General features: G+C 57.5%; 20 protein-coding genes. 13 read left to right on the forward strand and 7 right to left on the reverse strand.

All coding sequences use genetic code 11. From position 1 onward, the window contains the following. Positions 1-38: 38 nt before the first annotated feature. From L861_RS02535 to L861_RS02555, 5 genes are read right to left on the reverse strand one after another with little or no spacing between them, the layout of a single operon-like run. On the reverse strand, positions 39-875 hold the full coding sequence (locus L861_RS02535; RefSeq protein ID WP_016414981.1) for a FadR/GntR family transcriptional regulator: 837 nt from the start codon (positions 873-875) through the stop codon (positions 39-41). After that, positions 872-1,912 carry an ABC transporter ATP-binding protein gene (locus tag L861_RS02540; protein WP_016414982.1) on the reverse strand — a complete coding sequence of 347 codons (1,041 nt, stop codon included), beginning with the start codon at positions 1,910-1,912 and terminating at the stop codon, positions 872-874. The genes L861_RS02535 and L861_RS02540 overlap by 4 nt, the downstream gene beginning before the upstream one ends. Next, positions 1,905-3,833: a dipeptide/oligopeptide/nickel ABC transporter permease/ATP-binding protein gene (locus tag L861_RS02545; protein ID WP_016414983.1), complete on the reverse strand. Its 1,929-nt coding sequence runs from the start codon at positions 3,831-3,833 to the stop codon at positions 1,905-1,907. The genes L861_RS02540 and L861_RS02545 overlap by 8 nt, the downstream gene beginning before the upstream one ends. Further along, the gene (locus L861_RS02550) at positions 3,830-4,777 is read right to left on the reverse strand and encodes an ABC transporter permease (protein ID WP_016414984.1); all 948 of its coding nucleotides are present in this window, start codon (positions 4,775-4,777) and stop codon (positions 3,830-3,832) included. The genes L861_RS02545 and L861_RS02550 overlap by 4 nt, the downstream gene beginning before the upstream one ends. Positions 4,778-4,818: 41 nt before the next feature. Next, positions 4,819-6,384 carry an ABC transporter substrate-binding protein gene (locus L861_RS02555; RefSeq protein ID WP_016414985.1) on the reverse strand — a complete coding sequence of 522 codons (1,566 nt, stop codon included), beginning with the start codon at positions 6,382-6,384 and terminating at the stop codon, positions 4,819-4,821. Between the two features lie 144 nt (positions 6,385-6,528). On the opposite strand from L861_RS02555, the gene L861_RS02560 reads away from it, so the two are divergent. Together L861_RS02560 and pyrC are read left to right on the forward strand one after the other, a co-directional pair. Next, positions 6,529-7,191 (forward strand): DUF1028 domain-containing protein, encoded by a 663-nt coding sequence (locus tag L861_RS02560; protein ID WP_016414986.1) that lies wholly within the window; start codon positions 6,529-6,531, stop codon positions 7,189-7,191. A gap of 141 nt (positions 7,192-7,332) precedes the next feature. Beyond that, the gene (gene pyrC / locus L861_RS02565; RefSeq protein ID WP_016414987.1) at positions 7,333-8,379 is read left to right on the forward strand and encodes a dihydroorotase; all 1,047 of its coding nucleotides are present in this window, start codon (positions 7,333-7,335) and stop codon (positions 8,377-8,379) included. On the opposite strand, the gene L861_RS02570 is transcribed toward pyrC, so the two are convergent. Both L861_RS02570 and L861_RS02575 read right to left on the reverse strand, forming a co-directional pair. Continuing rightward, on the reverse strand, positions 8,376-9,539 hold the full coding sequence (locus tag L861_RS02570) for a CynX/NimT family MFS transporter (protein WP_051149287.1): 1,164 nt from the start codon (positions 9,537-9,539) through the stop codon (positions 8,376-8,378). The genes pyrC and L861_RS02570 overlap by 4 nt on opposite strands. Positions 9,540-9,623: 84 nt before the next feature. After that, positions 9,624-10,127, reverse strand: a complete 504-nt coding sequence (locus tag L861_RS02575) for a hypothetical protein (RefSeq protein WP_016414989.1) — start codon at positions 10,125-10,127, stop codon at positions 9,624-9,626. Positions 10,128-10,415: 288 nt separating this feature from the next. Here L861_RS02575 and L861_RS02580 point away from each other — a divergent pair, with 288 nt between their 5' ends. The 11 genes from L861_RS02580 to flhC all read left to right on the forward strand — a co-directional run bounded on the left by L861_RS02580 (position 10,416) and on the right by flhC (position 20,210). Continuing rightward, a complete protein-coding gene (locus L861_RS02580) occupies positions 10,416-11,549 on the forward strand; it encodes an ABC transporter ATP-binding protein (RefSeq protein ID WP_016414990.1) in 1,134 nt (377 codons plus the stop codon). Between the two features lie 119 nt (positions 11,550-11,668). After that, entirely contained in the window at positions 11,669-12,769 is a 1,101-nt protein-coding gene (locus L861_RS02585) for an extracellular solute-binding protein (protein WP_016414991.1), read from the forward strand. Positions 12,770-12,853: 84 nt separating this feature from the next. After that, positions 12,854-14,107 carry an ABC transporter permease gene (locus L861_RS02590; RefSeq protein ID WP_021029089.1) on the forward strand — a complete coding sequence of 418 codons (1,254 nt, stop codon included), beginning with the start codon at positions 12,854-12,856 and terminating at the stop codon, positions 14,105-14,107. Between the two features lie 4 nt (positions 14,108-14,111). Continuing rightward, entirely contained in the window at positions 14,112-14,963 is an 852-nt protein-coding gene (locus L861_RS02595) for an ABC transporter permease (RefSeq protein WP_016414993.1), read from the forward strand. Between the two features lie 194 nt (positions 14,964-15,157). Continuing rightward, complete coding sequence (fliD, locus tag L861_RS02600; protein WP_016414995.1) at positions 15,158-16,513, forward strand: flagellar filament capping protein FliD; 1,356 nt, start codon at positions 15,158-15,160, stop codon at positions 16,511-16,513. Between the two features lie 55 nt (positions 16,514-16,568). Continuing rightward, a complete protein-coding gene (fliS, locus tag L861_RS02605; RefSeq protein ID WP_027947492.1) occupies positions 16,569-16,988 on the forward strand; it encodes a flagellar export chaperone FliS in 420 nt (139 codons plus the stop codon). A gap of 1 nt (position 16,989) precedes the next feature. Further along, positions 16,990-17,367: a flagellar protein FliT gene (locus L861_RS02610; protein ID WP_236617036.1), complete on the forward strand. Its 378-nt coding sequence runs from the start codon at positions 16,990-16,992 to the stop codon at positions 17,365-17,367. Further along, on the forward strand, positions 17,364-18,671 hold the full coding sequence (fliK, locus tag L861_RS23990; RefSeq protein WP_081645760.1) for a flagellar hook-length control protein FliK: 1,308 nt from the start codon (positions 17,364-17,366) through the stop codon (positions 18,669-18,671). The genes L861_RS02610 and fliK overlap by 4 nt, the downstream gene beginning before the upstream one ends. Continuing rightward, the gene (locus tag L861_RS02620; RefSeq protein WP_016415000.1) at positions 18,668-18,961 is read left to right on the forward strand and encodes an EscU/YscU/HrcU family type III secretion system export apparatus switch protein; all 294 of its coding nucleotides are present in this window, start codon (positions 18,668-18,670) and stop codon (positions 18,959-18,961) included. Before fliK ends, L861_RS02620 begins: the two co-directional genes overlap by 4 nt. A gap of 325 nt (positions 18,962-19,286) precedes the next feature. Next, a complete protein-coding gene (gene flhD / locus L861_RS02625) occupies positions 19,287-19,625 on the forward strand; it encodes a flagellar transcriptional regulator FlhD (RefSeq protein ID WP_016415001.1) in 339 nt (112 codons plus the stop codon). Positions 19,626-19,628: 3 nt separating this feature from the next. Then, a complete protein-coding gene (gene flhC, locus L861_RS02630) occupies positions 19,629-20,210 on the forward strand; it encodes a flagellar transcriptional regulator FlhC (protein ID WP_016415002.1) in 582 nt (193 codons plus the stop codon). Positions 20,211-20,349: the final 139 nt, after the last annotated feature.

Here is a 20,349-nt window from a genome sequence, read left to right on the forward strand (position 1 = left end):
ACTCGGAGTATTGCGAGACTTTTCGTTTCCTTGAGCACTTAACGTTTTTCCGTTGGGCGATAGGAGCGCAGCGCCAGGTATTCGGCACTTTGGTCCTGATCGCTCGGCTTTCCCACCTTGAGAAATTCCCTGACCAGCATTGCCTCTCGAGTTTCCATGAGTTGCTGCGCGGCTTGCATGTGTTCGGCCATGATGGCGCGAGCGCCCTCTGCATCCCATTCACGCAGGGCATGCAGCAGTCGGCTCTGATAATCCAGGCCTTTGTGACGCAGTTCCGGATAAGGCTGATCGTAGATGCGTTGGCACACGGTGAGGTTCATCAGCAACTCGAGGGGAAAGCGGCACATCATGGCCATCAGTGGGTTGGGACTGTATTCCACTAACACCAGATGGAACTCCAATTCCTTCATGCGCTGCGTGCGTTCTTCCTCCAACGAGGTGGGGGGCGAACTATAGAAAGCCATGACGTTTTCCAGGCGTTGGAACGCGGCATCGTCCAGTAATCCGGTAATGCTGGCGACCAGTGATGGTTCGAGCTGTTTACGGATCTCGTAGATGTCATGGATGGTGGGGGGGCGAAAGAAGAAGTAGTTACTGAGCAATTCCAGTGTACGTTCGGTGCTGACTTCGGCAAGAAAGGTCCCACCCTGGGGTCCGGTACGAGTCTGGATCAGTCCTTGGGATTCCAGCGCACGCAAGGCTTCGCGTATGGTGCCTTTGGAAGCGTCGAGCGTTTCGATCAGGTGATGTTCATGGGGAAGTCGGTCGCCCGGGCGCAGCCCCTGCTGAGCGATATAATCCTTGATGGCTTCGCCGATGACATCGGTGCGTTTGCGTCTTGGCGTGTTAGTCACTGGCTGTTGGGGTTGTGTCATCTCGATGTCTCGTCAACGGAAGTCCGGGAATCTCGGGAGAGTGGTTCCCTGGCGGGAAACAGGCAGGCTACCCGATGGATGTTGGAGGTATCCAGTTTGGATTGGCTTGAAAAGGCCTCCAGCAGTGGACGCCTGGCCCGGCAGGCTTCTTGTGCTTGAGGGCAGCGTGGGGCAAAGGCACAACCCGAGGGCGGTGCCAGGGGATCGGGCAATTCCGCATCACTGGACTCAGCGACAATGGGAGGGCCACCAGGTATCGGTGCGCTGGCGATCAACAGCCGAGTGTAGTGATGCGCAGGTGATTGAAACAGTTGTCGGGCTGGAGCCTGTTCGATGATGCGCCCAAAATACATCACGGCGATACGGTCACTGATGGTCTCGACGACCGAGAGGTCGTGACTGATGAACAGGTAAGTAAGGTCGAACTCGGACTTGAGGCGCTTGAGCAACTTGAGTACTTGGGCTTGTATCGAGACATCCAGTGCCGAAACGGGCTCATCGAGCACCAATACCTTGGGTTCGGCAGCCAGGGCCCGGGCAATACCAATGCGCTGCGCTTGGCCGCCGGAGAACTCATGTGGATAGCGGGTGATGAATTCCGGACGCAAATTAACGATTTCCAGCAGCTCCGCGAGCCGCGTTTCCAGGGCATGCCCATGTAGACCCCGTAAGTGACGCAACGGGGCCGCAAGAATATCGCGAATGCGTAGGCGTGGGTTTAATGAGCTCAATGGATCCTGAAATACATACTGGATGTGGCGCGACAAGGCACGGCGATCGTCTCGGATCATGGCCTGGAGATCGTTACCTTCATAGAAGATACGACCCTTGGTAGGAGTGTCGAGACCGACCAGCATCCGAGCCAGGGTCGACTTGCCGCAGCCAGACTCCCCTACGATACCCAGCGTTTCACCGCGCATGACTTGCAGGTCGACCTCTTGCACCGCGTGTACGCCAGGCCTATCAAGGCCAAACCAACGCTTGCCTCCGCCAAAGGTGCGTGAAAGCCCGGAGATATCGAGCAGCGGTTCAATCATGTTCGATTCCTTCCGAGATCTTGGCCGTGAGCCCCAATGGCTTGATGCAGCGCACTTGCCGTTCTTTATCGGTGGCGATTAGTTCGATATTGCCTTCTCGGCAACGTGGTTCCGCCAGGTCGCAGCGCTCGGCGAAGGCGCACCCCGCTGGCAGGGCGTTGGCCGGCGGCGGTAAGCCTGGAATGGCGGCAGGTTCGTGATCTGGCTCGCCCAAACGCGGTACGCAATCGATCAAGCGTTGTGTATAAGGGTGCCGGGGATTGTCGAGGATCTCCTGGGTAGGGCCGATTTCGACGATACGGCCGGCGTACATCACCGCGACTCGGTCGCAAACTTGAGATACCACACCGAAATCGTGAGTGATGAACAATACCGAGGTGCCTTTCTCCTCACGTAGGTGCTGAATCAAGCTCAGGATTTGGGCTTGAACGGTGACATCCAGGGCCGTGGTCGGTTCATCGGCGATGATCAGTTCTGGGTCGTTGGCCAGCGCCATGGCAATACCCACCCGCTGGCGCATGCCCCCTGATAGCTCATGAGGATATTGGCTGGCACGCTGTTCGGGATTGGGAATACGCACTTGTCCCAGCAATTTGACCGCTAGCTCGCGGGCTGCAGGGTGCGACAAGGGTTGATGCTGTCGGATCGCCTCGACGAGTTGGTCGCCAACCTTGATCAATGGGTGTAGCGTCGACAGCGGGTCCTGAAACACATAGGCGACGTCATTACCGCGAATATGGCGGATCTCGCGTGGTTTGAGGCTCAACAGGTCTCGTGATGGCTGGTGGCGTGAATGTAGATGGATATCGCCACCGTTAATGATGCCGGGTGGCGAGGCCACCAGTCCCAATAGCGAGAGAGCCGTGACTGATTTGCCTGAACCGGATTCGCCAACCAGTCCCAAGCATTCGTTGGGCTGGATCGTGAAGCTGACACCGTTGACGGCATGATATCGCTGGCGACCGACTTCGAAGTCGGTACGCAGGTCGTCGACACGAAGCAGTGCCGTGTCTCGAGACTTTTGAGGGGCCGCGCCGGAGGACTCGTGGCGGCGGATCCGGGTCATTGGTGCCGGGCGTGACAAGGCGCCGGATTTCAATCTCGGGTCCAGAGCGTCACGCACTCCGTCACCCAGTAAGTTGATACTCATCACCAGTATGAAGATGACGAGGCCTGGCAGGGTGGCGACATGCGGCGCATTGATCATCATGCGGCGACCTTCGCCGAGCATGGAGCCAAGATCCGCCTGGGGAGGTTGGGCTCCCAGGCCAAGGAAGCTGAGGCCGGCGGTTTCGAGGATCATCCACCCCACCGTGGTGGAGAGTGTGATGACGATCACTGGTAGCACGTTGGGCAGGATCTCGGTCGCCAGGATGCGAGTATTCCCCTTGCCCGATAGCCGTGCGGCATCGATGAACTCGCGATGGGCGATGCCCACGGTGGCGCCGCGAATGTTGCGAGCGAAGAAAGGAATATTGACGATGGCGATGGCGTATAGCGCATTCATCAGGCCCGGCCCCAGTACGGCCACGATGGCTAGCGCCAGCAAGATGTAAGGAAAGGCCATCAGCATGTCGATGCCGCGCATCAGCGTGTTGTCGGTACGTCCGCCGAAATACCCAGCAAGAATGCCGATCAGAGAGCCAAGCAAGGCGGCAACCAGTGAAGCGGCGATACCAACGGCAAGGCTGATGCGCATGCCCCATAACAGCCGTGACAAAATATCACGCCCCAACTGATCGGTGCCTAGCCAGTGTCCCTCGGAAAAGAGCGGCTGCAGCCGGTTGGCTGGGTCCGTGATATTGGGGTCGAGCAGTGGCAGTAGTGGGGTAACCAGAGCCAAGAGCAGCAACAGCAGTAGCATCAAGGCACCGAAAGCGGCCAGGCGGTTGCGAGCGAGGAGTCTGATGAAGGCCATCATGCCTTGATCCTCGGGTCGAGCCAGTGTTGCAGCAGGTCCGCGCAGAGATTGAATAGTACGTAGCTAGCTGCCACCACCAATACGCCGCCTTGGACCAGCAGGATGTCACGAGTCGAGATGGCGTTGACCAGCATGCGGCCGATGCCGGGCCACTGAAATACCGTCTCGATATAGACGGCGCCACCAATCACGAAGCCGGCCTGGACCCCGATTACCGGAATGAGGTTGACCAATGCGACCTTGAAGGCATGGCCGAACACCACGCGACGTTCATCCAGCCCCTTGGCCCGGGCGGTACGGATATAGTCCTGACGCAGTACCTCGAGCATGTTCGAACGTGTAAGGCGGGCGATGACACCTGCCGCGACCACGGCCAGAGCGGTCGCTGGCAGTATCAGGTGTCGCAGCAAGTCTGGCAGATCGCCACCACCATAGATCGCATACATGCCGCTGACCGGGAACCAGCGAAGTTCCACCGCGAAGAGCAGGATCATCAACATACCCAGCCAGAACGCCGGGACCGAGATGCCTATCAGCACCAGCAGCGTGATGATGCGATCCGCCCAGCCGTATTGACGTACCGCCGAGACGATGCCGGCGACCACACCAAGCACCACACAGATCGCCAGGGACGTGCCAGCCAGGATCAGGGTAGCGCTGAAACGCTCCAGTACTTCATCGAGTACCGGGCGGTTCAACGTGTAGGAGCGACCGAAGTCACCTTGCAGGATATTGCCGAGCCAAACCAGGTATTGCTGTGGCAATGGTAGGTCAAGACCCAATTCAGCGCGTAACCGGGCAAGATTTTCGGGGGTGGCGTAGGAACCGAGAATGGCCAATGCCGGATCGCCGGGGATCAGCGACATGATCAGGAACACGATCACGGTCAGCCCCAATAGGACTGGTATCGTCAGCAGCAGTCGGCGCAGAATGTAACGATACATGGCAGCTATCCGGCATGGGCATCATGAGAGTGGAACCAACCTCAGGGTTTCGCTACGTCGTGCAACAATAAGAAGAACGATGGTTGCAGACGGAAGCTCTCAATGTTGGCTGTAGCCACGGCGTTTTGCTTCCAGTTGGCGATGAAGGCCCAAGGCGCATCTTCGTGGACGATAGTCTGCATCTCCTTGTACAGCGCGGCGCGCTCGTCCTGATCGGTGCTGCGGCGTGCCTGTTCGAGCAACTTGTCGACTTCCGGGTTGCTGTAATAGCCGGAATTGAATCCACCTTGGTCGGGCATGGCATCGGTGCGCAGAGCCAGGAACGGCAGGGTGTCCGGGTCGTTGGTCATCCATGCCATCTGCGCCATGTCGGCCTTGCCTTCCAAGCCGGGATTCACCTCGCCGAGAAAGGTGTTCCATTCGTAGGTTTCGATCTCGACGTTCAACCCTACGGCGTTCAGGTCGGCCTGGATTGCGGTACCCATGGGAATCGGGTCGAGCATGCCGGAGCCACCCTCGGTGACATAGAACATTAGCTCAGCTCCCTCGAAACCGGCCTCGTTGATCAACTCGCGAGCGCGTTCAGGATTATACGGGTAAGGCTCCAGTTGTTCGTTGTGGGCCCAAGAGAAGGCTGGGGGCGTGGGGCCCGCGGCGACCTCGGCGGTACCCTGCAGCACGTCCTCGACCAAGGTGCGCTTGTCGATGGCATAGTTGATCGCCTGGCGCATGCGCTTGTCGGCAAAGGGTCCCTCACGAAGATTGAGAATCAAGAACCACAGGTGTGGGCCAGCCTGCTCGTAGACCTCGAACATCGGATCCTCGGCGAACATGGCGACATTGTCCGGCGGAACTTCCACCATCAGGTCGATACCGCCGGCCAACATTTCAGCAACGCGGGTGTTGGCGTCGGTGATCGGACGGAAGACCACGGCTTCCAGCGGTGGCGGACCATCCCAATAGTCATCGTTGCGCGAGGCGACCACGCGGCTATTACTGATCCACTCTTCGAACTTGAAAGGACCTGTGCCAGAAGGGTGGCGCCCGAACTCGTCGCCATGTTCTTGCACGGCGGCCGGTGACACGATCAGCCCGGTAGGGTAGGCCAGGTTCGACAGAAAAGGAGCGTAAGGTTCATTGAGCGTGAACTGAACCTCATACTCGCCGGTCGCTTCCACGTCGTCCACGGCGCTGAAGAAAAAGGCTAGCGGGAAGGGCCCCGTGTCGTGGTAGGGGTGTTCCTCATCAAGCATACGTTCGAAGTTGAACACGACTGCCTCGGCATCGAACGTGCTGCCATCATGAAACGTGACGTCGTCTCGCAGGGTGAAGGTATAGACCGTACCGTCATCGCTGATGTCCCATTCGGTCGCCAACGCGGGCTCGACGTCGAGCGTACCGTCGCGATAGCGTACCAAGCCGTCGTAGAGATTCATCACGATCCGGAAGTCGTTCACGGCGGTGACTTGTGCCGGGTCGAGCGATTTGGGCTCGGCGATCTGTCCGACGACCAGCACGTTGGGTGGTGTCTGGGCGTGAGCTTGCAGGGGTAGGGCGAGCAGGGCCGGCACCAGCCAGGCTCCGACATGCCTAATCGAGCATTTCATTGGATGTCTCCTCGCATCGTCTTGTACTTCGTCGTCGTGGTGCTTGTCGTCGGTGAGCTGATGCGACTACTCTTCAAAGGTGTCTTTTATTTATCATGATAAATAACACCCTTCAGATATGGCACATCAACGGCGGATACGCAAATGACATTCACCCTGATGGCTCGAGACCCTGTCGATGGCACCCTGGGGATTGCCACGGCGACGGGAAGCCCGGCAGTGGGCGGTTTCGTTCCTCACCTGCTACCCGGTGTCGGAGCGGTGATCACTCAGGGCTACAGCACCAGCCTGTTGGCAGCCGAGCGGGCTTTGGCATGGCTGGTTGAAGGAAAAACGGTGGAAACGATCGTTGACACGCTGCGCCGCGACGATAAGGGAGCGGCTTGGCGTCAGGTGGCAGTGATGGACGCCAGCGGACACAGTGCTGGCTGGACGGGTGAATACAATGTCGCCAGTACCTTCATGCATTGCGGTGATGACTTGGTGGTAGCCGGAAATATGCTGGTCAGTGCCCTGGTGGGTGAAGCGATACAACGCGCGTTTCGAATGAATCGTGATCTAGGATTGCCCGAAGCGCTGCTGGCGGGCCTGGCAGCTGGACAGGCAACGGGGGGAGATACCCGCGGGACACTCTCGGCCGCTCTGCTGGTAAGGCGCGAGGGTGGTTTGCCGTTGGATCTACGTATCGATGAAGGTGTCAGGGCGGTAGATGCACTGGATCGCTTATACCGACGCATTCAGATCAATCGGGAGTTCCAGGCGTTTCTTTCACGTTTACCGACCGCTGAGTCGCCCCATCGTCATTGAGCTCGTCGTTCAAGGAGGGGGGACTTGCCGGCTCACCTTTCGGGGCAAGATAAGTTTCATGGGTCCAATGGCTTGCATCAACCGTTATACTGGTTGGCCTGACTTTCGACCGATAGTATCCGACCGACAAGGGCTCGCACCGTGAATCAGATTACCCTGACCCAACCTGACGATTGGCACCTGCACGTTCGCGATGGCGAACCGTTACGTTCAGTGGTGCCCTATAGTGCCCACCAGTTTGGTCGCGCCATCATCATGCCCAACCTGACACCGCCGGTGACGACGACCGATCAGGCAGTCGCCTACCGCGAGCGGATCCTGGCTGCTGTGCCCGAAGGTAATGACTTCGAACCATTGATGACGCTCTATCTCACCGACAAGACTCCCGCCGAGGAGATCAAGCGTGCCAAGGACAGCGGTATCGTACATGGCGTCAAGTTGTACCCGGCTGGGGCGACCACTAACTCCGATTCGGGCGTTACCGATATCCGTCATTGCGATTCGGTCATCGAAACCATGGCAGAGGTAGGCATGCCGCTGCTGGTGCATGGCGAGGTGACCAGTGCCGAGATCGATATCTTCGACCGCGAGGCGGTATTCATCGAGCGAGTGATGAAGCCCTTGCTGGAGCGCTTCCCCGATCTGCGGGTGGTGTTCGAACATATCACCACCGCCGATGCCGTAACGTTCGTGCGGCAGGCACCGACCAATGTCGCAGCCACCATCACTGCCCATCATCTCCTGTTCAATCGTAACCACATGTTGGTCGGTGGGATTCGCCCCCACTATTTTTGCCTGCCAGTGCTCAAACGCGAGACGCATCGCCATGCGCTGTTGCAAGCGGCAACCTCAAGCAGCCCCAAGTTCTTTCTCGGCACTGACAGCGCACCCCATGCACGTGGCGCCAAAGAGTCCGCCTGTGGTTGTGCCGGCGCCTTTACCGCCCCGGCAGCGATCGAGCTCTATGCCACTGCTTTCGATCAGGCGGGAGCGATAGACAAGCTCGAAGGTTTTGCCAGCCACTTTGGGCCCGACTTCTATGGGCTGCCGCGCAATTCACGCCAGATCACTCTGGCACGCCAGGAGTGGACTTTGCCGGAAAGCCTAGCGTATGCCGGCGATGAAATCGTTCCGCTGATGGCGGGGCAGAGTTTGCCGTGGAAGATGTTGGAGTCCCACGAAGCTTAGCCTTTGGTCACCAGCCGACCTTCGTCATCCAATTCCAGGCGTCGATTGCGTCCGGCGAACAGGGCGAAACTGGCAGCAACGACACAGATAAGCATCAACACGATACAAATCGTGGCCAGGCTGGCGCCGAACTGCAGCAGCAAACCAACCCCTAGCGGCCCCATGGCAGCCAGCGTGTAGCCTAGGCCTTGGGCCATACCGGAGAGCTTGCCGGCCAAACGCGAGTCGCCGGTACGCAGCACGATCAAGGTCAGGGCGAGGCTGAAGCTCCCACCCTGGCCGAGGCCAAGCAGCACGACACCTGCCCAGCGCCATGCTACCGGCCCTATCAGCAGCAGTAGAAGGCCGCTGGCCGTGGCGCTGATGAGCAACAGAATGGCTGGGCGTTGGTCACGCCCCAGTCTGGCGAGCCAAGGGGCGCCAAGCGCGGAGATCAACTGCACCATGACGGATACCGCCAGCAACCAGCCAGCTTCGGCTTCACTCAATCCGCGGTGCTGAAGCAGGGCCGGTAGCCAGCCAAAGACGATATAAGCCAATGAGGACTGCGATCCCATCAATCCGGTGACTTGCCAAGCCAGGGAAGTGGTTATCAACCTCACGCGTGGAGGTTTTGCCGCCTCTGGTTGATGTGTGGGACGGGGGTGGGGCATGGATATGCGCCAGGCGGTGAGGGCGACAAGGGCCACCAGGCTCCAACTGGCCAAGCCCCATCGCCAGTCGCCGAACCAGTCGGCCAACGGAATGCTAAGTCCGGCCCCCAGCGCGCCACCCAGGCATAGCGCCATGGTGTAGACGCCAGTCATCAAGTCGGCACCATGGGGCAGCTCGCGCTTCACCAGAGCGGGCAGTAATGTACCGCTGACGCCAATAGCGGCTCCGACCAGCAAGGTGCCGGTATATAGCTGCCAGGCATCGTGACTGGCCCGTAGCAGCAGGGCGCTGCCAAGTATCAATAGGGCGAGTGACAGGGTTCTTTCCGCACCCAGGCGCTTGGCAAGCCAGGGAGCCAAAGGCGCGAAGATTCCTAGGCACAGCACAGGCAGGGTGGTCAGCGCCCCGATGCCGAGTGGCGAAAGTCCAGTATCCTGCTGTATACGGATCAGAAGTGGCGCCAGGGAGGACAATGCCGGCCGCAGATTGAGCCCAACCAATACCATCAGCAACAGGAATCCGGTGATCGGCTTGACCGCCTGCGCACTGGAAAGGCTAGGGGGCTGCGACCGTTCGTGCATCGTAGGCATTTATTTCATGTGCGGACGCAGGTCGCCGCGCACGGCATCCAACAACGTGATGAAGCGGGTGTCGCCACTCGTGTCTATACGGTCGACACGACATGACGTTGACATCGACTTTTCTACCAGCAACTCGTCGAAGATTTCCAGGGTAATCTTCGACGCTGGCCGGTCGCCGGGGGTGATGATGCCGTCTTCCAAGGTAAAGGTCTCTAGCAAGCTGGCACGCACCCGGGTCGAACCTCCTTCCGCAAGCACTCGACGTACGAACAGCCAACCTTCGCAGGCCAGTACGTCGCCACCGTCGCGCTGGCGGAGAAAGAGGGTGCGATAGCAAGCGCCTTCTTTCGCTCCTTTGTCAGCCATACTGCGATAGGCTTCGGTGACGCGTGCTGCCACGGCTCCCGCCCGGGTCAGGCGCTCAGCCGCGCCGCGGTGCTCTTGGGCAAGCTGCTCTTGGCGCTGGAAGACGAGCCAACGACGATACTCGGTAACGAGGGGCGACGAATCCATGTGCTCTCCTTTTAGAGGGGCGTTGGTAGAATGCCGGTTACATTCTCATAAAAGGAGGATGTCGTCGAGACGCTTGGGCGAGTCGCCTTATAGCTAAAATGCTGACTCGCTACAGCTGTAGGGTTCAACGGTGTTTGTCCTTTACGGGGCTTGTGATCACGCCTCCTTTCTTATTCTATTGGGGCTGAGACAACCGGATAAAAACAATTACACGGTGATACCAATCCAAGATCGCACTCCACGCGACGAGAATCACAACCATAACTCTGCTACGCACAGGAAAGTTGAATGACCCAAACCCTTGAAGCAGAACCCCGGACGCAGGACGCTGTGTCTGACGATACGTGTTTCGCGCGCTTCACCAATGTCCAGAAGAGCTATGACGGCGTCGAACTGGTAGTCAAGGACTTCAATCTGGATATTCGCAAAGGTGAGTTCGTGACCCTGCTTGGACCTTCCGGGTCGGGCAAGACGACTTGTCTGATGATGATGGCCGGTTTTGAAACTCCCACCCATGGTGAAATCTTGCTGAAAGGCAATCCCATCAGTGGATTGCCGCCCCACAAACGGGGTATCGGCATGGTGTTCCAGAACTATGCCCTGTTTCCCCATATGACAGTGGCTGAAAACCTGGCGTTTCCCCTCGAGGTTCGGCATCTCTCCAAGGAAGAAATAAAGCAGAAGGTCCAGCGAGCCTTGGCTATGGTACGACTGGAGAATTTTGGTGACCGGCGTCCGGCCCAGCTTTCCGGTGGTCAGCAGCAGCGTGTTGCATTGGCCCGCGCCTTGGTTTTCGAGCCCGAATTGGTGCTGATGGATGAGCCTCTGGGCGCGTTGGACAAGAATCTGCGCGAAGAGATGCAGTATGAGATCAAGCGCATCCACGCCAGCCTCGGGGTGACCATGATCTACGTCACCCATGACCAGACCGAAGCGTTGACCATGTCGGACCGCATTGCGGTATTCAACGACGGCATCGTGCAGCAGCTCGCTACCCCCGATGCCCTCTACGAAGAACCCGAGAACGCTTTCGTCGCCTATTTCATCGGTGAGAACAATCGTCTACAGGGTGAGGTCGTCGAGCGGGTAGGGGACGCATGTTCGGTACGACTGGATAGCGGTGAGATGGTAAGCGCCAAGCCGGTGGCGGTAGGAGGCGTCGGTTCCAGGACAACGCTGTCACTGCGTCCGGAACGAGTGAGCATCGTCCGTAATGGTGAAACGTCTTTTGATAACCGCTTCACGGCCAAAGTGCAGGAAGTGATCTATCTGGGCGACCATCTACGCACGCGTTTGGCGGTTTGTGGCAATGAGGAGTTCATCATCAAAACCCCCAATGCCGAGGGGCATAGTGCCTTGCGGCCAGGACAGGAGATCGAGATCGGCTGGTCGAGGGCCGATTGCCGGGCCTTGGATGCCTGAATACCGCTTCAGGCCTTCATCCACCAGTGCCGCAATGCGGCACGACGGAGAAAGTGCCGCGTCGCGGCACATCGAATGACACTGCAAGATAACGTCACAATTACAAGCGGAGTTTCATCATGATCAAGACACGTACGTTCAAGGGATCCTCGACTATTGTAGCGGGGCTTTCGACACTGGCTTTGGCAGTCAGTGCTCATGCGGAGACCCTCAATATCGTTTCATGGGGCGGTGCTTATACCGATAGCCAACAAAAAGCCTATCATGCTCCCTGGGCAGCGCAGAATGGCGACGAGATCATCAATATCGACCGCAGCGGCAATGCCCTGGCTGGTCTTCGCGCCCAGTCTCAGGCAGGGAACGTGACCTGGGATCTGGTCGACATGCTGCCAGCGGATGCCATGATCGCCTGTGCCGAAGGCCTGATCGAGCCACTCGATCATGATGCCTTGCTGGCTCCAGCACCGGATGGAACCCCGGCCAGTGAAGATTTTGTCGATGGAGCCTTGGGTGAGTGTTTCGTGGCGTCGATCGTCTACTCCAATGTCGTTGCCTTCAATACCGAGATGTTCCCCGAAGACAAGCAGCCCAGCACCATCGCCGATGTCTTCGATCTCGAGAATTTCCCGGGCAAGCGCACCCTGTTGCGCAAGCCGATCAATAACCTCGAGTGGGCCCTGGTTGCTGATGGAGTAGCGCCGGAAGACGTCTACGATGTGCTCGAGACCGAAGAAGGCGTCCAGCGCGCTTTCGCAAAACTCGACACTATCAAGGATCACGTGATCTGGTGGGAGGAAGGCGCTCAGCCGCCGCAACTGCTGGCCGACAAAGAGGTGGCTTTCGGTTCCGCCTACAACGGCCGTATCTTCAATGCCATGGTCAGCGAAAACCAGCCCTTCGAGATTATCTGGGATGCCCAGGTTTTCGAACTGGATGGTTGGGTAGTGCCAACCGGCAAGCTCGACAAGGTCAAGGATTACCTGCGCTTCGCCACCGACACGCAACGACTGGCCGACCAGGCGCAGTACATCTCCTATGGTCCGGCGCGGAAGTCCTCGGCTGACATGGTCTCGACCCATGCCGAAACCGGGATTGATATGATGCCGCACATGCCGACCTTTCCACCCAACTTCGCCACTGCCATTCCCAAGAATGACGAGTTCTGGGCTGACTACGGCGATGAGTTGACCCAGCGTTTCGACGCCTGGCTGGCTCAGTAAGCCTGTCATGCCGCCCGGATGCATTCCGGGCGGCATATCGCTTTTTTCGTTTCCTTGTCAGACCGTTTCATTGGAGAGGCCTGCGTGTCCGAATCTCCCACTGTTCCCTTGACCACTGCCGATGGCGTGCCGCTGAAAACCAGTTTGCGCCGCGCGGTGCGACGTTCGAAGGTCAAAGCATTTCTGTTGGTGTCGCCACTGTTGTTGTTCCTGGTCATCGCTTTCGTGATGCCGATCTTCGACATGCTGTGGCGTAGTGTCGATAACCCGGAAGTCTCATCCACTCTGCCACGCACCGTTGCTGCATTGGAGGGGTGGGATGGTGAGTCGATCCCTGGCGAGCCGGTGTTTGCTGCGTTGGTGGAAGATCTGCGTGTAGGGCAGGAAGCTCGTAATCTGGGATTGCTCTCGAGTCGCTTGAATTACGAAAAGTCGGGCATGCGATCTGCCATTAGCCGGACCGCTCGCCGGGTCGGGAGCCTGGAGCCGCCTTACCGTGAAAGCTTGATTGGGTTGAACGAGGCTTGGGGTGAGCTGGACACCTGGAAACTGATCAAGCGCGAATCCTCTCCTTATACGGTTTCGTACTACCTTGCGGCGGTCGATCGGCAGTTGACGCCCGACGGCGAGATCGTCAAGGTGCCGGAGTATCTGCAGATCCATGCCACCTTGTTCTGGCGAACCTTCTGGATGAGTGCCGTGATCACTGCGATGACCCTGGTACTGGGGTATCCGATCGCTTTCCTGCTGGCCAATCTGCCACTGCGCCACTCTAACTTGCTGATGATCCTGGTACTGCTGCCGTTCTGGACCTCATTGCTGGTGCGTACCACGACGTGGATTGCCATCCTGCAGTCACAGGGGGTGCTCAATGACATGATGGTGGCTATCGGCGTGATTGCCGATGAGGCGCGATGGCAGATGATCCATAACAAGCTCGGCACGATCATTGCCATGACGCATATTCTGCTGCCGTTCATGATTCTGCCGTTGTACTCGGTCATGAAGACTATCCCACCAAGCTACATGCGTGCCGCTCGTTCACTAGGAGGTCGACCTTTCCTGAGTTTCCGGCGTGTCTACTTCCCGTTGACCATACCTGGAATCGCGGCCGGAGGGATCCTGGTGTTCATTCTGTCGATCGGCTACTACATCACACCGGCGTTGGTAGGCGGGCAATCGGGCCGCTTCATCACTAACTACATCGCTTATCACATGCAGACGTCACTCAACTGGGGGTTGGCCGCGGCAATCGCCTCGATCCTGCTGTTCGTGGTGATCGTCTTCTATTGGATCTTCAATCGCCTGATCGGCGTCGACAAAGTCAAATTGGGGTAATGTGATGGCCGTTCCTTCTTATGCCACCCGTGGTGAACGTATCTGGCATTACGTCTTCCTGGGATTGTGTGGGCTGATTTTCCTGTTCCTGATCGGCCCGTTGTTGATCATCATCCCGCTGTCGTTCAATGCCGAGCCGTATTTCACCTTTTCCGATGCCATGTTGCGTCTTGATCCTGCGGGCTATTCGCTGCGCTGGTATGAAGACTTCTTCACTTCCAGCGCGTGGCTCAATTCGATCAAGAACAGCTTCATTATCGGCATTGCCTCGACTATATTGGCCACGGTACTGGGAACCATTGCTGCCTTGGGGCTCTCGAGTCGGCACATGCCAGCACGCGGGGCTATCATGGCGCTGCTGATTTCACCGATGATCGTGCCATTGATCATCTCAGCGGCAGCGATGTTCTTCTTCTTTTCCAAGATCAATCTGGCTCAGACCTATCTGGGGGTGATTCTGGCGCATACCGCCTTGGGGATCCCTTTCGTGGTGATCACGGTAACGGCAACCCTGTCGAGTTTCGACACCACATTGATTCGTGCCGCACACAGCCTGGGGGCGAACCCCACACGGACCTTCTTCAAGGTGGTGTTGCCGCTAGTGACGCCTGGTGTGGTGTCCGGTGCGTTGTTCGCCTTCATCACATCGTTCGATGAAGTGGTGGTGGTGCTGTTCATTTCAGGCCCTGAGCAACGCACCATGCCAATCCAGATGTGGTCGGGGATCCGCGAACAGATCAGCCCCACCATTCTGGCGGTCGCCACATTGCTGGTGCTGTTGTCGATGCTGCTGTTGACCACGCTGGAACTGTTGCGCCGGCGTAACGAGCGGCTGAGGGGTATGACGCCCGGCTGAGCTCCGGATGTCCAATCGTCATTTACGCGATGCCCGGCCTGTGCCGGGCATCGTGCTTTTCATCCATGCAACAAAATCCTAAAGATTGAGCCGAGATGGCCGATAGCTTGAATTGACCACCCATGCAAGGCCTTTTCGTGGCGATGATGTTGCGAAAGGCTGGTAAAAAGGACATCGATTCAGGAAGGAGCATCATGGCTACTATCTCGTCATTGGGAATCGGTTCGGGCTTGGATCTGAACGGGCTGCTCGATGAGCTCAAGAGTGCCGAGCGTCAGAAGCTGGTACCGATCACCACGCAGCAAAAGAGCTACCAGGCGAAAATTTCCGCTTTTGGCAAGCTCGAGAGTGCGTTGTCGAAGTTTCAAACGGCAGCCAGTGCCCTCAACGATGCCTCATTCTTCAAGAGCGTGGCCAGCGAGGTGACAGGAAGCAGTATCACGGCGGCTTCTACTTCAGACGCTCCGACGGGGCGTTATGAGATCAATGTCACCAACCTTGCCAAGGCATCGAGTGTGGCGACCGCAGGAATCGCCGACAAGACCACCGATTTGGGCGCGGGTACGGTGAGCTTCACCTTTGGTGACGGAAGCTCGCTCGACGTCAATATCACGGCAGGGGACAGTTCACTGGAAGCGATTCGTGACGCCATCAATGCCGAAGAAGCGGGAGTGAGTGCCTCGATCGTCAACGATGGCAGTGGTACTCCTTACCGTTTGGCGTTTGCCTCCACGGAGACTGGAACCGAGGCCGGTATCACTGGTGTGACCTTCGGCGGGGATTTGTCTGGACAGCTTGCCATCGATGCTGCTACCGAGGTAGTGGCAGAAGACGCGGCCCTGACAGTCAACGGTATCTCTATCACCAGCCAGTCCAACCGCGTCGAGGATGCCATTCAGGGCGTGACGCTGAATATCGCCGAGGAGGGTGAGTCGACCTTGACGGTGGAGCGTGATACCGACTCCATCAAGGAGGCGATCACGAGCTTCGTGGATGGCTATAACGCGCTGCGCAGTACCATGAAAGGGCTGGCCAGCTTCAATTCTGAAACCGGTGTGGCTGGTCAACTTTTGGGTGATGGTACCCTGCGGAGTGTGGAATCGCGCCTACGCACTAGCATGAGTAGCGCTGTGGAGGGGGGCGAATTCAGTATGCTTTCCGACCTGGGGATCAGCCTACAACTGGATGGCACGCTGGAGATCGATGAGGACAAGCTCGACGATGTCATTGCCAATGATTTGACTGCCGTCACGGAGTTCTTCGCCGGTAGCAGCGAAGAAGGCGGTATGGCAGGCCAACTGGACAGTACGCTGGAGTCGATGCTGCAGGATGATGGGTTGTTGGATAACGCCACCAGCGGCCTGGAGACTTCCATCGAGAGCCTGGGGCAGCGTTTTTCACGCATGGAGCAGAGTATCGAGGCCACCATCGCTCGCTATCGTACTCAGTTCAGTCAATTGGATAGCATGGTGGCGAGCATGAACCAGACCAGCAGCTATCTGACTCAACAATTTGACATGATGAATGCCCAGTTGGGCCGCAACAACTAGATCGACAGAAAGGGGCATGTTGCCGCTGCAGTCGAGTGAATGGGGGTAACGAACCATGAGTGCCATGCGCGGTGCCGCGGCTTATTCCAGGGGCGCGGGAGCTTACGCGAAAGTGGGGGTGGAAAGCGGCGTGATGTCGGCAAGTCCGCATCAGCTGATCGTGATGCTGTTCGATGGGGCCTTGACCTCGATCCGAGCGGCTCGACTGCACTTGAGCGAAGGCAATATCCCGGCAAAGGGAAAGGCGATTTCAAAAGCACTGGATATCGTTAACAATGGCTTGTTGGCGGCACTCGATGCTGAGCAGGGGGGCGAAGTGGCAGAGCGACTGGCATCACTCTACGACTACATTGCCCGTCTGCTACTGACGGCGAATCTGCACAATGACGAGAAGAGCCTCGATGAAGCGGTGCATCTGCTCGAGGATATCGGCTCAGCATGGCGCGAAATCGGTTCTCAGGCGAGTGGGGTCTGACATGGCGGCAATCCAGCCAATGACGCAGGAGCAGGTTCTCGACGCATACGAGAGCTTGCGGGAGCGTTCCAATCGTATGCTTGAATGGGCGCGTCTGGAGGACTGGGATTCTCTGGTCAACGAGGAATCTCGTTATGTCATCGAGGTCGAACGTTTGTCGAAACTCGATCCGGGACTGTCCTTGGATGTGACTCAGCAGGAGCGTAAGGCAGAATTACTCGAGCAGATTCTCGAGCAGGACATGGAAATACGGCAGCGCCTAGTCGAGCGTCGCGATGCCTTGAGTGAATTGATTGGGGTTTCCCAACGTAAGCGTGATTTGAATCGTGCTTATCGTCCGTTGGGGAAGGTCAGCCATCTGCCTAAAGGCCGAACGTGAGTGGTATTACGCCGATTCTCGATACTCTGTTGCACCAGGTGTTGGGCAAGCGGGTCGATATTCCTGTAGAGCGGCCTCTCAATGAACCGGTCAAACCGCTGAATCCTGCCGATGCATTGCGAGCACTGCATAGTGACTCGCGTCTCGATGCTCGACAGCCTCCCTTGGCGCCGCTTGCCGGAGCGGTGCCCAAGGGCTTGCCGCAGCAGCAAGGGGCTGCGCAGCCTTCCCAGGGCATGCCGCCTCCTTCGACCAGCACCCATTTCAGCCCCGCTGCTACCACCATCGCCGATATTCTGGTCAAGTTTCCCGCCCCGCCTTCGGTCATCAAGCCAGTCTCCCCTCTAATGCCGGTTGTTGAGTCACCGCCATCGGCTCCCGTACTGGCTGGGCGCCTGCAGGCCAGCATTGGCGAAAGTGGCGTGTTCTACGAGTCCCACGTAAGCAAGTGGTTTCGAGGTGGGTACCCACGTCAGGCGCTTGAGCATGAACCACAGATGTGGCGAACCCAAGCGCTGCGTTCGTCGGTTAACGAGCCTGTTCTAACGGGGCCTCTTCGCCCTGTGTTGGAGGGATTTCCTTCAGTGCCATGGGCGCCGCAAACGACGATATTGTCACCGAGAATGGGTCATATCCCTATGTTTGGTGCAGTGATGTCGTCGAGAGAATCTCCTTCCAATGGTGTTGCCGTGACCTCACAGGGGCTTGGTGGCCCAGGGACGGCGGTGGGTCGTGGGACTCAAGCACCTGGCGGCTCTGCGCCCTCTGTGGCGTCATCGGTGCCGGGAGGGCCGATGACGCCAACGCCGCCAACGCCGGTATCATTCAGCGTGCCATCTGGCACGAGTATCGAATCCTCCATGACGTCGTTACCCGCTGACCCTATCAGCGATGCTCTGCAGGGGATCGTGCGCCATCAGTTGGAAATGTTGGTGACACCTGTATTGCGTTGGGAGGGTGACGTGTGGTCGGGGATCTTCATGGCCTTGATGATTCATGTGCCGGAGGAGGCTCTCTCGCACCACCGCTCCCAACAACAAGGAGGTAGTGATGACGAGAGGGAGGAAAACGACCCTGCCTGGCATTCGGAGTTGACACTCCGGATGGCAAGCCTGGGGTCGATTGGTGTGTCGCTGCGCTTGAAGGAGAAGCGACTAGCGCTGACGTTGACCGCTGAGTCGACACCGGTCGTGATGCGTCTGGAGCAAGGACAAGCAGAACTCAAGAGTCGACTGACACGATGTGGGTTCGAGGAAGTGGCACTACGAGTGAATCTGGCCGTGTCGGAGGGAAATACCTTATGAGTGATGGTCCGTCACACCCGAGAGGGCGCCGCCAGGCAGTGGCATTGGCTTATCAAGAGGGGGATCAGGCGCCAAAGGTTCTCGCCAAAGGGTACGGCGAATTGGCTGATCGCATCGTCGCCGAGGCTGGTCGTCAAGGGGTCTACGTACATGATGCGCCGGAGTTGGTGGCCTTGCTGATGCAGCTCGATATAGACGAACGTATCCCGTCGCAGCTCTATCAGGTGATTGCCGAATTGCTGGTATGGGTCTATGAACTTGCACCCGAGGGCGATGCCAGTGAATCGTAATCGGGATCGTGTCTTTTGGTGGTATTTTGTGTCTAATTGTATCGTTGAGAGGCGGTTCATGAGCAATAAACGATCCATGATGATCGCTATAGGAGGCTAAATGACTGTTATAAATAACAGTTAGTACCCTTCGACCCTAGATGCCTGGGTCAATCGTCCTACTGACGTTGACGAAAAGAGATGTTGATTCCTTTCATAAAAAAGTCTCACAATGTGTGTTAAATGAAAGTGGTCGAATAAACAGAACCACTAATTGAAGGGTACAACAATAAACCAGAGGCCTATAGAGCCTCCTTCGCAACGCGAATAACGCAGGGATTGACCAATGCAAATAGATAGCGTTCTGGATGAGATCCAGGATCTTAACCTTTCGTATCTGCTCCTCGTGCAGCGTCTGCTGAATGAGGATCGATCAACTGCTATTTTCCGTCTCAAGATCAGCGAATCAATGGCGGATCTGCTGGCTTCTCTCTCAGCCAAGCAGCTCAGCAAACTCTCGCGGACCAACCAATTGTTGTGCCGTCTGTGCTACGAGGATGCCGATCAACTCAAGAAGCTGACCCACAATCAGCGCGAACAAGGCCTGTCGCAGACCCATGCAGCGCTATTGATGGCCTCCTCATCGAGCCTCGAGATGAGCCTCGCTGCTGGTCAGGGGAGGTAGGTGATGGCAGACAAGAGTCTCGTCAGCGAAATGCTGCAAGTGCAGATGGCCATTGAGCTCATCGAGCTGGGAGCTCGTTTACAGGTATTGGAAACCGAGACCGATCTAAGTCGAGCACGCTTGATCAAGCTTTACAAGGAAGTGCGCGGCATGTCGCCCCCCAAAGGCATGTTGCCGTTTTCCACTGATTGGTTCGTCACTTGGCTGCCTAACATTCACTCGTCATTGTTCTACAACATCTATCGCCGTCTGGTGGAAGATCAGGGCTGCGAGCGCATGGAGGGTTTCGTCAAGGCTTTCAGGTTGTATCTTGAGCAGATGCAACTCGATGACTCGGAGCCCGTTCTGGGGTTGACCCGCGCTTGGACCTTGGTGCGCTTTTTCGAGAGCGACATGCTCGAGCTGTCCAAGTGTACGAGTTGTAGCGGGCATTTCGTGGCTCATGCTCATACCCCTTGCCACGATTTCGTATGTGGCATTTGTCAGCCCCCTTCTCGTGCGGGCAAGACACGCAAACGGCGTGAAGCCGTTGCGGCGGCAAACGCCTTGCCAACTGCTACAGCGGCCACTGTCGCGGTGGGTTGAATTCCCTGAAGATGATGTCCCCTGTCTCGCAGCGCCTCCATCAATCTGGCTTGATGGAGGCGCTTGCGGTTAGGGGGTGAGAATTTCCCCTGGAGACCCTCAAGTTATGGTTTCGCTGGCCGATACCTTGTACAGGTGA

Source organism: Litchfieldella anticariensis FP35 = DSM 16096 (genome assembly GCF_000409775.1).
Lineage (GTDB): Bacteria > Pseudomonadota > Gammaproteobacteria > Pseudomonadales > Halomonadaceae > Litchfieldella > Litchfieldella anticariensis.

Coding starts and splice junctions, on each gene's coding strand:
- L861_RS02580 (WP_016414990.1), top strand. CDS start 10,416: ATGACCCAAACCCTTGAAGCAGAACCCCGGACGCAGGACGCTGTGTCT.
- L861_RS02620 (WP_016415000.1), top strand. CDS start 18,668: ATGAGTGATGGTCCGTCACACCCGAGAGGGCGCCGCCAGGCAGTGGCA.
- L861_RS02535 (WP_016414981.1), bottom strand. CDS start 875: ATGACACAACCCCAACAGCCAGTGACTAACACGCCAAGACGCAAACGC.
- L861_RS02585 (WP_016414991.1), top strand. CDS start 11,669: ATGATCAAGACACGTACGTTCAAGGGATCCTCGACTATTGTAGCGGGG.
- L861_RS02610 (WP_236617036.1), top strand. CDS start 16,990: ATGGCGGCAATCCAGCCAATGACGCAGGAGCAGGTTCTCGACGCATAC.
- fliD (WP_016414995.1), top strand. CDS start 15,158: ATGGCTACTATCTCGTCATTGGGAATCGGTTCGGGCTTGGATCTGAAC.
- L861_RS02545 (WP_016414983.1), bottom strand. CDS start 3,833: ATGATGGCCTTCATCAGACTCCTCGCTCGCAACCGCCTGGCCGCTTTC.
- L861_RS02550 (WP_016414984.1), bottom strand. CDS start 4,777: ATGTATCGTTACATTCTGCGCCGACTGCTGCTGACGATACCAGTCCTA.
- fliS (WP_027947492.1), top strand. CDS start 16,569: ATGAGTGCCATGCGCGGTGCCGCGGCTTATTCCAGGGGCGCGGGAGCT.
- L861_RS02540 (WP_016414982.1), bottom strand. CDS start 1,912: ATGATTGAACCGCTGCTCGATATCTCCGGGCTTTCACGCACCTTTGGC.
- flhC (WP_016415002.1), top strand. CDS start 19,629: ATGGCAGACAAGAGTCTCGTCAGCGAAATGCTGCAAGTGCAGATGGCC.
- L861_RS02555 (WP_016414985.1), bottom strand. CDS start 6,384: ATGAAATGCTCGATTAGGCATGTCGGAGCCTGGCTGGTGCCGGCCCTG.
- flhD (WP_016415001.1), top strand. CDS start 19,287: ATGCAAATAGATAGCGTTCTGGATGAGATCCAGGATCTTAACCTTTCG.
- L861_RS02575 (WP_016414989.1), bottom strand. CDS start 10,127: ATGGATTCGTCGCCCCTCGTTACCGAGTATCGTCGTTGGCTCGTCTTC.
- L861_RS02570 (WP_051149287.1), bottom strand. CDS start 9,539: ATGGTATTGGTTGGGCTCAATCTGCGGCCGGCATTGTCCTCCCTGGCG.
- L861_RS02560 (WP_016414986.1), top strand. CDS start 6,529: ATGACATTCACCCTGATGGCTCGAGACCCTGTCGATGGCACCCTGGGG.
- L861_RS02595 (WP_016414993.1), top strand. CDS start 14,112: ATGGCCGTTCCTTCTTATGCCACCCGTGGTGAACGTATCTGGCATTAC.